This window comes from Roseivivax sp., from assembly GCF_054552075.1.
On the sequence record NZ_JBTOLZ010000031.1, the window covers coordinates 17,302 to 27,067 of the forward strand.

Sequence of the window (9,766 nt, forward strand, 5' to 3'; positions counted from 1 at the left end):
TCAGAGACCCTTTTTCCGCAGGTCGGTCGAGGAGCGGCCGATCTCGGCCATGTCATACGGCGTGGTCAGGTAAATCTCGGAGATCCAGTTTCCATAAAGAAGATGCGCGTGGCTGCGCCAGCGGTTCTGCGGCGGCTCGGCCGGGTCGTCGCCGGGGTAGTAGTTGGCCGGCACGTTGATCGGCTGGCCCGCGGCGATGTCGCGGTCGTATTCCTCTTTCAGGGTGTGGCTGTCGTATTCGAGGTGGTTGAAGATGTAGACCGCACGGTGATCGATGTCCTCGACGAGGCAGGGGCCGGTTTCGGAGCTGTCGATCAGGATGCGCAGGCCCGCGGCCTCGATCTCCTCGCGCTTCAGCTCGGTCCAGCGCGAGACCGGGATCACCATGTCGTCGGAAAAGCCGCGCAGGTAGGGCGAGGCCGGCGCGCAGTTGCGGTGCCGGATGCAGCCGAAGGCCTTCTGGTCCAACAGGTGCTTCGGCACCCCGTGGAAATGGTTGATCATCGCCATGCCGCCCCAGCAGACGCCGAAGGTCGAATGCACGTGGTTCTGGGTCCAGTCGAAGACGCGCTGCAGCTCGTCCCAATAGGTCACCTCGGGAAACTCCAGGTGCTCGATTGGGGCGCCGGTGATGATCAGCCCGTCGAACTTCTCGCCCGAGGCCTCGACCTCGGCGAAGGGGCGGTAGAAGCTCTCCATGTGGTCGGCGGCGGTGTTGCGGGTCTGGTGCTCGGTCATGCGGATCAGCGACAGCTCGATCTGCAGGGGTGTCGCGCCGATCAGCCGGGCGAACTGGTTCTCGGTGGCGATCTTCTTCGGCATCAGGTTCAGAAGCCCGATGCGCAGGGGCCGGATGTCTTGCTGGTCCGCCGCATCCTCGCCCATGACCATGACGCCCTCGCGGTCGAGAACCTCGTAGGCGGGCAGGGTGCGGGGCAGCTTGATCGGCATGGGATCACCTTCCGGGGGGGATGCGGGCGAGGGCCAGAGATAGGCCATGGCCGGAGCGGTCTCAAGCCGCCCGGGCGGGCGGCTCATGCGACTGTGTTCGCCTCAGCCCGAGGGCGCCGCGCGGTCAAGCGCCGCGGCGATGACCTCGGTGAAGCCCGCCTCGCTGGTGACGCTGGCCATTTCCTCGGCGGTGACGGTCACGCCCCAGTTCCGCGCCATGGCCGCATAAAGCGGCTGGCGGTGCGCCAGGGCGCGGGCATAGGTCCAGCGGATGAAGGCGTCGGGGTTCACCTTGTCGGGCGCGATCTGCATCTCGGCGAGGTAGTCGGCCCAGACCGTCTCGAGGAACTCCGGCTGGTAGGCCATGGGCTTCGGCGCCCGGTCGAAGCGGCGGACAAGCTCCTCGGTATGTGCCTCGCTACCCTCGATCCAGACCATCAGGCAGCGCCGCGACAAGGCCGAGAGGATCGGGTCCTCGGGGTCCTCGGGGTCGACCCATTCGCAGATCGACCCGCCGGTATCGCAGAGGAAATGCGGATAGCCGTAAAGGTCCTGCGCCCGGTCGATGAAATAGCCGGTGTCGAGCAGCGCCTGCATCTCGGCGCGGCGGAACTGCTTCTGGCGCTGGCGGTAGGTGGCGATCTCCATGCCGCCCTGTTCGGGATCGCCGGGCTTGCCCAGGTAGGTCGAGACCGGTGCGAGGTTGTCGAAGGTGATGTTCGAGCCGATGTAGATCGAGTCGGACAGCAGGAGGTCGCGCAGGAAGGGGTTCTTCATCGCCTCGCGCTTGGCGTTGTCGGCGATGTATTCGCCCATGTAGCGGGTGCCGATGCGGTAATCGATCGAGTAGTGGAACCAGCCGCCGCCGGCCCGCAGCATGCTGCCCACATGGGTCTTGCCCAGGCCCGACATGGCAAAGAGCAGCACCCGCTTCTCGGGCGCCTGGCGCCAGTCTTCCGCTGTCTCGTAGATCCGTCGCATCTGCCTCGCCCCCTTGCGTTCCGGAGGCCTAGCCAGAGCGCGCATCGGCGTCAAACCCTTGTGACGCCTCGCCGCGCGAGCCGGGCCCAGACGCGACCGTCGAGCACCAGGAGCCCCAGCGCCAGGAGCCCGAAACCGGCCCAGGCATTGGGCGGCAGCGTCTCGCCGCGGACCAGCGCGCCAAGCGCGATGGCCATGGGCGGGATCATCAGCGTGACCAGCATCAGGTTCGAGGCGCCCGCCATGGCGAGGATGCGGTAATAGAGCAGGTAGGCGAAGGCCGTGGCGATCACCGCGTAGTAGAGGACCGCCGTCAGGGTGATGGGGGCGAGTTGCAGCGGCGGCAGGCCCTCGACGGCCAGCATCAAGGGCAGGATCAACGCGCTGGCGCCGGTGAGCATCAAGGCGGCCGCCACCTCGGGGCGCAGGTTCGACAGGTGCCGCCGCCCCCAGACGCCCGCCAGCGCGTAGGAGAGCGTGCCCGCGATCACCGCGAACTGCCCGAGGTTGGCCAGCTCCAGCCCGCCAAGCGCGCCCGGCCCGATGGCCATGGCGACGCCCGCGAAGCCCAGGGCGATGCCCAGGGCCCGGCGCGGCGTGAGCCGCTCGTCGGCGAAGGCGAGGCTCGCCACCAGCGCGCCCCAGATCGCCGTCGTGGCGTTCAGGATCGAGGTCAGCCCGGTGGTGATATGCAGCTGCCCCCAGGCCATGAGGGTGAAGGGCAGGACGTTGTTCAGAAGTCCCATGACCAGCCCCGCCCGCCAGAGCGCGGCGCCCTTGGGCAGCGGCAGCCCGCGCAGCCAGATCCAGCCCCAGAGGACCACCGCCGCGATGCCGACGCGGAAGAAGACGACGGTCAAAGGTCCGATCTCGTCAAGCGCGGTGCGGATCGCCAGGAAGGAGGCGCCCCAGATGATCGCGAGCAGCGTGAGCTCGATCCAGGCGCGGGCGGAGATGCTGGTTTGCGGTGCCATGGCACAGGCTTAGCCGAGGGCGCGGGGGCGCGCGATCCGAATCCTGCGGGTTGGTGGGAGTGGGCGTGGTGAGGGTGGTGGCCCGTCGGCGGGTCCTGGGGCTGTGGAGCCGTTGTGGCTGGCTTCGGGGGTGTGGCCGAAGCTGCGAAGAAGGGCAGTCGCGCTCTGCCAACGACAGGCCGAAGGCCCCGATCCGCTCAAAACCCACGCAGCACCAAAGAAAACGGCCCGGTCACCACCAAGGCAACCGGGCCGTCCTCAACTCGCAAGACCCGCGTCGGATCAGAAGGTCACGCCGACCTTCACACCCACGCCAAGCGCGTTGTTGTCCTCGAACTCGGCGGCGGGGTTCGCCACGGCGTTCTGGGTCTCGGCGTCGCCGATCCAGACGTAGCGCATGCCGGCCGAGATCTCGACGCCCTCGTAGGTATAGGCGCCGCCCAGGCCGAGCGACCAGTAGCCGTCGGTCGGGCCGAGGTTGGAGGCGATGCCGCCCTGCTGCTCTTCGTAGCCGACCGAGATCGACCCGGCCCAGGCCTCCGAGAAGCGGCGGCCGACGCCCAGCGTGTAGCTGTAGGTGTCGTCGTCATAGGAGACGAGCGAGGCACCGGTCGCGTTCTGGTAGCCGATGGGCGTGATGTCGAACTCGCTCCAGTCGACCCAGCGCACACCGCCGAAGACCAGCGTGTCCTTGGCCACGCCCGACTGGAAGGTCAGGTTGACCGACTGCGGGGTGGTGATCTCGGTGGAGGAGCTCACCGCCGCGCCGTTCACGTTCTCCGGCGAATCGTGGTCGGTGGTGATCTCGGAGTTGTAGGTCAGCGCCAGGCGCAGGGCGATGTCGGGGATCTCGTAGGCCGCGCCCACCGAGTAGCCGAAGGCGCCGTCCTTCTCGAGGTCGCCCTCGTAGTTCAGGACCTGGGCCGGGCCGACGAAGTTGTCGATCTCGACCTTGCCCGCCAGCGTCTGGTAGCGCACGCCGCCGTGCACGCTGAAGTTCTCGTTCAGCATGTAGCGGCCGATCAGCGACATCGCGTGCGAGTTCAGCTCGGCGTTCGAGCCGGCGGCGTAGTAGCCGGTGCCGGTCGGGTAATCGACGTCAGCGCCGAAAGGCTGGTCGTAGATCAGGCTGAGCGAGAAATCCTCGGTGATCTGGCGCTTGTAGGCCAGGCCGAGCTGCAGATAGCCGGTGGCCATGTCGTCCGAGCCGGAGCCGCCCTGGCCGAGGCCGGGCAGTTCCGAACCCGAAACGCTCGGGTTCACCGAACCGAAGCTCAGTTCGACGTAGTTTCCGTCTTCGAAGATCGGATCGAGGCTTTGGCCCGAGCGATCAACACCGCCGGCCTGCGCCGATGCGGCGGCCATGGCGAGAGCCGAGGCGCCGAGTAGTGCGTATTTCATGGTGTCCCTCTTCCCTGGGTAACTCCTCCTGGCGCCTCAATACCGCCAGGGGGTGCGTCGCAGCAATTTTGACCCGGCGTCAGCTACCGGGGGAGGGTCGTAACGTCACTTTTCTGTCACAGCTTTTGCGCGAGCGCCGCCGCGGGTCTCGGACCAGATGTTGAAGTAGTTGGCCGCGAAGATCACCGCCGCGCCCAGAAGCACGAAAGGATCGAGCGGCTCGGCGTAAAGCAGCATGCCGACCACGGCGATCAGCGGCAGGCGGGTGAAATCGATCGGCATGACCACGGTCGCGGGCGCGAGGCTGAGCGCGGTGGTCAGGCAGAAATGCGCCACGAGTCCCGCGAAAGCAATCAAGGCCACCCAGGGCCAGCTCGCCGCCGAGGGCAGCGCGATGTCGAGGTCGGCGCCCGCGCAGATCAGCCCGAGGCCCGCCTGCATGACCGTCAGCCAGAACAGGATCGACACGATGCTCTCGCTGCGCGTCAGCCGCCGGGTGAAGACCGCCGAGCCCGCGAAGCCCAGCGCGGCCAGCGCCGCGGCGATCAACCCAAAGTGGAACGTCTCGGGCGAGGGGCGGGCCACCACCAGCACCCCGATGAAGCCCGCGAAGGCGGCGATGCCGCGCGTCTTGGTCAGCTTCTCGCCCAGGATCAGCGGAGAAAGCAGCATCACCCAGATCGGCGAGGTGAACTCCAGCGCGAAGACCTGCGCGAGCGGGATCACGGTGATCGCGTAGAACCAGAAGTTCTGGCCCGCGAAATGGCTGATGTTGCGCACCAGATGCAGCCCCATGCGGGCGCGGCGGATCTCATGCGCGCGCCCGAAGAGCCGCGCCAGCCCCCAGACGATGAAAATGCCGATCAGGCTGCGGAAGAGCATGATCTCGAAGGTGTCGAGCTCGATGCTGACCGCGCGCCCGGCGATGGCCATGGAGATGAAGGACACGATCGCGCCGATCATCCAGATCGCCGCGCGGATCGTGTCGCTCCGGGGCTGGGCGGGCAGGGTGCGGCTCTGGTCAGTCACGCGCGAAGGCCCGCTTCTCGCGCATCCAGGTCAGCCCCGACTTCTCGCCCATCTCCTTGAAGGCGCGGTCGAGGCGGCGGTTGTTCAGACGCCGGTTCCAGGACTTCAGCGGCAGCAGCGCGCGGTCGCCGAAGCCGTCGACCAGCACGTAACGCGCCTGCGGGCCGTTCCAGACGATGTTCTTGGGGCTGAGGTCATGCGCCACGACATGCCAGTCGTAGAGCTGCGCCACGAAGCTGTTGAGCGCGCCGATCTGCGCCTCGGTCACCGAGTCGCCCTGCAACTGGTCGTGCAGGCTCGGGGCGACGCCGCCGTTTTCGTCGGCGATCATCTCGACGATCTGGCCCAGGCCCTTTTCGGTCAGGATGTAGCCGCGGAAGCCCATGACCGGGGGCATCTCCTCGCGGATGGCGGCGCGCAGCATCACGTCGCCCAGCGCCTTCTGCTCGCGCCGGAAAAGCGCATAGGCGCGGCGCACCTTCAGCCAGCCCAGCAGCGTCCGGTCGTCGGCCATGCGCAGGCTGCGCAGGTATTTCGACCGCATGACCTTGACCACCACGTCGGTCCGCCCCTCGATGCGGAAGACGTGGCGCTCCGACCCGCCGGCCAGGCGCTGGGTGTCCCTGAGATTGAGCAAAAGCGCGTGCGGCATGACGCCCTCACTCCCACTCGATGGTGCCCGGAGGTTTCGAGGTCACGTCATAGGTGACGCGGTTGATGCCCTTCACCTCGTTGATGATCCGGGTCGCGGTTTCGCCCAGGAAGTCGTGGCTGAAAGGGTAGTAATCCGCCGTCATGCCGTCGACCGAGGTCACCGCGCGCAGGGCGCAGGCGTAGTCGTAGGTCCGCCCGTCGCCCATGACGCCCACGGTGCGCACCGGCAGGATCGCCACGAAGGCCTGCCAGATCTCGTCATAGAGGCCGTGCTTGCGGATCTGGTCGATATAGACCGCGTCGGCTTTGCGCAGGATCTCGAGCTTGTCGGTGCTGATCTCGCCGGGGCAGCGGATCGCGAGGCCGGGCCCGGGGAAGGGATGGCGGCCGATGAAACTGTCGGGCAGGCCCAGCTCGCGGCCGAGCGCGCGGACCTCGTCCTTGAAGAGCTCGCGCAGTGGCTCCACCAGCTTCAGGCCCATCTTCTCGGGCAGGCCGCCGACGTTGTGGTGCGACTTGATCGTGACCGAGGGGCCGCCGGAGAAGCTGACGCTTTCGATCACGTCGGGATAAAGCGTGCCCTGGGCCAGGAACTCGGCGCCGCCGACCTCGCCCGCGTGTTTCTGGAAGACGTCGATGAAGAGCCGCCCGATGGTCTTGCGCTTCTCTTCGGGGTCGCTGACGCCTTCGAGCTCGCCCAGGAACAGGTCGCTCTCGTCGGCGTGGATCAGCGGGATGTTGTAGTGGTCGCGGAACATCGAGACCACCTCGTCGGCCTCGTTCAGGCGCAGGAGCCCGTGGTCGACGAAGACGCAGGTCAGCTGGTCGCCGATGGCCTCGTGGATGAGGATCGCCGCGACCGAGCTGTCGACCCCGCCCGAGAGCCCGCAGATCACCTTGGCGTCGCCGACCTGTTCGCGGATCTTGCGGATCGCCTCTTCGCGGTAGGCGCCCATGGTCCAGTCACCCGAAAAGCCCGCGTCGCGCACGAAGTTCTCGTAGAGCGTCCGGCCGTTCGGGGTGTGATGCACCTCAGGGTGGAACTGCACCGCGTAGAAGCGCCGCTCGAGGTCGGCGGTCACCGCGAAGGGCGCGCCGGGCGAGGTGCCGTAGGGCTTGAAGCCGGGCGCGATGGCGGCGACGTGGTCGCCGTGGCTCATCCAGACCTGCTCGCGGTGTGAGCCGTCGAGGAACCAGCCGTTCAGAAGGTCGATGCGCTCTTCGGTGGGCTCCACGAAGGCGCGGCCGAACTCCGAGGTGCCCTCGCCGCCCTTCACCGCGCCGCCGAGGTCCTGCATCATGACCTGCTGGCCGTAGCAGATGCCGAGGATCGGCACGCCGAGGTCGTAGACCCGGGCCGGCGGGCGCGGAGAGCCCTCGCGGGTCACCGAGTCGGGCCCGCCCGAGAAGATCACCGCCTTGGGCGCGAAGTCCTCGAGAAAGGCATCGGTCACCTTCTGGTAGGGGTGGATCTCGCAATAGACCTTCAGCTCGCGCAGGCGGCGCGCGATGAGCTGCGTGACCTGGCTGCCGAAGTCGATGATGAGCAGGCGCTCGTGGTGGCGGGCATGTTCTTCCATATCTGTCGCTTAAGCCCGACGTTCCCGCTCCGCAAGGGCCGCTCTGTGCCGCGGTGCGCAGCTGTGGCCCTGCCCGGGGATGCGGGGCGGGATCCGGGCCCGCGAGGCGGCCCGGGACGCCGAATGTCGCTTTTCCACCTGGAGCGGCGCAATCGGGACAGGGCAGGGCGCTCCGGCTGGGCTAGACAGCAGCAAAACGGGCGGGACGACCGCCCCGGGACAGATCGGAGAGCTGGGGTCATGAGCGAAGCAGCGGCACGCAGGCGCGGACGGGGAGGCGGCGGCGGCGCGGCGCGCCGGGCGGAACGGACCGCCACCACCATCGAGACCGCCCGCTACATCGAGCGCAACATCCCCAATTTCGAGGTGCTGAACGAAGAAGCCCTCGCCATCATCGAGGAGAACGCCGAGACGGTCCTGCAGGAGATCGGCGTCAACTTCGTGAACAACCCCGCCGCGCTGGAGCGCTGGCGCGCCGCGGGCGCCGATGTCACCGGCGAACGCGTCCGCATCCCGCGCGGGTTGGCGCGCCAGCTTTGCGCCACCGCGCCCAGCCAGTTCACCCAGCACGCCCGCAACCCCGAGAAGAACGTCGAGATCGGCGGCCGCAACCTGGTGCTGGCCCCGGTCTATGGCCCGCCCTTCGTGCATGACCTCGAAGGCGGGCGGCGCTACGCCACCATCGAGGACTTCCGCAACTTCGTGAAGCTCGGCCACATGTCGAAATGGCTGCACCATTCCGGCGGCACGGTCTGCGAGCCGACCGACGTGCCGGTGAACAAGCGCCACCTCGACATGCTGCACGCCCATATGACGCTGACCGACAAGCCCTTCATGGGCTCGGTCACCGACCCCGGCCGCGCCGCCGACTCGGTCGAGATGTGCAAGCTGCTCTTCGGGGCGGATTTCATCGCCGAGAACACGGTGATGACCAGCCTGATCAACATCAACTCGCCCCTGACCTTCGACGACGTGATGATGGGCGCGCTCGAGACCTATGCCGCGGCGAACCAGGCGGCGATCATCTCGCCCTTCATCGTCGGCGGGGCCATGGCGCCGGTCTCGGTGGCGGGCACGCTGACCCAGGTGCTGGCCGAGGTGCTGGCGGGCGTCGCCTATTCGCAGCTCGTGCGCCCCGGCGCGCCGGTGATCATGGGCGCCTTCGTGACCTCGATCGACATGAACTCCGGGGCGCCGACCTTCGGCACGCCCGAGGCCGCGCATATCACCTATGGCGCGGGGCAGCTCGCCCGGCGGCTGGGGCTGCCCTACCGCTCCTCGGGCAGTTTCTGCGGCTCGAAGATCCCCGACGCCCAGGCCGCCTACGAGACGGCGAACTCGCTCAACATGGGGCTTCTGTCGGGGGTGAACTTCATGCTGCACGCCTGCGGCTGGCTCGAGGGCGGGCTGGTGTCCTCCTACGAGAAATTCGTGCTCGACGCCGATCAGCTCGGCGCGCTGCACCAGCTCGCCAAGGGCGTGATGATCGACGAGGAGCACCAGGCGATGGACGCCATCCGCGAGGTCGGCCCCGGCGGGCACTACCTGGGCTGCGCGCATACCCAGCGCAACTTCAAGAACGCCTTCTGGCGCTCGGAGGTGCTGGACTACAAACCCTTCGAGACCTGGTCCGAGGAGGGCGCCCGCGACAGCGCGAGCCTGGCGCAGATCAAGGTGCGCCAGAAGCTCGACGCCTATGTGACGCCCATGCTCGATCCCGGCATCGCCGAGGCGCTGTCGGACTTCGTCGCGCGCCGCAAATCCGAGATGTCCGACGCCTATTCCTGAGGACCGGGCGCGCGGGGCGTCTCCTGCGCCGCGCGCCGCATCTCGCCGAGGAGCGCGCCCAGAAGCGCCACGTGCCGGGTGGCGCGGTAGCCCGCCGCGCCGGCGCGGCGGCTGGTCTCCTCGGCCTCTTCGAGCGCGCGCAGGATGCCCAGCGGGGCGGTGTTCTCGGCGCTCTCGCCGCCCAGAAGCCCGCGCAGGTGTTGCTCGCGCCGGTAGCGCGCGGCGCTGATCCGCGCCGTCTCCACCAGGAGCCGCGGGCGCTTCAGCCTGACCTGCTCCCCGTAGAGTCCGCGTTCTTTAGTTCGCTCTGTTCAGGTTTTGGTCCCCTTTCGACCGTTGGTGATATTCCCACGGGGTGAGCCCGTCGAGGCTCGTGTGGGGGCGGTGGTGATTATAGTCGGTGCGCCA

Annotated in this window: 10 protein-coding genes; 1 reads left to right on the top strand and 9 read right to left on the bottom strand. The window is 67.9% G+C overall.

Annotation, left to right across the window (positions count from 1 at the left end; all coding sequences use genetic code 11):
• The 7 genes from ACX938_RS17440 to guaA all read right to left on the bottom strand — a co-directional run bounded on the left by ACX938_RS17440 (position 1) and on the right by guaA (position 7,570).
• Complete coding sequence (locus tag ACX938_RS17440) at positions 1-951, bottom strand: homoserine O-succinyltransferase (RefSeq protein WP_459432001.1); 951 nt, start codon at positions 949-951, stop codon at positions 1-3.
• A gap of 102 nt (positions 952-1,053) precedes the next feature.
• On the bottom strand, positions 1,054-1,932 hold the full coding sequence (locus ACX938_RS17445) for an ATPase (RefSeq protein ID WP_459431994.1): 879 nt from the start codon (positions 1,930-1,932) through the stop codon (positions 1,054-1,056).
• A gap of 50 nt (positions 1,933-1,982) precedes the next feature.
• Positions 1,983-2,906 carry a DMT family transporter gene (locus ACX938_RS17450; RefSeq protein WP_459431995.1) on the bottom strand — a complete coding sequence of 308 codons (924 nt, stop codon included), beginning with the start codon at positions 2,904-2,906 and terminating at the stop codon, positions 1,983-1,985.
• Positions 2,907-3,188: 282 nt separating this feature from the next.
• Entirely contained in the window at positions 3,189-4,307 is a 1,119-nt protein-coding gene (locus tag ACX938_RS17455; protein WP_459431996.1) for an OmpP1/FadL family transporter, read from the bottom strand.
• A 105-nt stretch (positions 4,308-4,412) separates the two neighbouring features.
• Positions 4,413-5,270, bottom strand: a complete 858-nt coding sequence (locus tag ACX938_RS17460) for a DMT family transporter (protein ID WP_459432002.1) — start codon at positions 5,268-5,270, stop codon at positions 4,413-4,415.
• A 58-nt stretch (positions 5,271-5,328) separates the two neighbouring features.
• On the bottom strand, positions 5,329-5,988 hold the full coding sequence (locus ACX938_RS17465; RefSeq protein ID WP_459431997.1) for a YrbL family protein: 660 nt from the start codon (positions 5,986-5,988) through the stop codon (positions 5,329-5,331).
• Positions 5,989-5,995: 7 nt separating this feature from the next.
• Entirely contained in the window at positions 5,996-7,570 is a 1,575-nt protein-coding gene (gene guaA, locus ACX938_RS17470) for a glutamine-hydrolyzing GMP synthase (protein WP_459431998.1), read from the bottom strand.
• A 240-nt stretch (positions 7,571-7,810) separates the two neighbouring features.
• Between guaA and ACX938_RS17475 the strand changes: the two genes are divergently transcribed.
• Positions 7,811-9,358: a trimethylamine methyltransferase family protein gene (locus tag ACX938_RS17475; RefSeq protein ID WP_459431999.1), complete on the top strand. Its 1,548-nt coding sequence runs from the start codon at positions 7,811-7,813 to the stop codon at positions 9,356-9,358.
• On the opposite strand, the gene ACX938_RS17480 is transcribed toward ACX938_RS17475, so the two are convergent.
• Both ACX938_RS17480 and ACX938_RS17485 read right to left on the bottom strand, forming a co-directional pair.
• The gene (locus ACX938_RS17480; protein WP_459432003.1) at positions 9,349-9,624 is read right to left on the bottom strand and encodes a DUF6477 family protein; all 276 of its coding nucleotides are present in this window, start codon (positions 9,622-9,624) and stop codon (positions 9,349-9,351) included. The two genes, ACX938_RS17475 and ACX938_RS17480, sit on opposite strands and share 10 nt — an antisense overlap.
• Positions 9,625-9,655: 31 nt before the next feature.
• Positions 9,656-9,766 (bottom strand): integrase core domain-containing protein (locus tag ACX938_RS17485; RefSeq protein WP_459430238.1); only part of this gene is annotated, 111 nt, incomplete at its 5' end.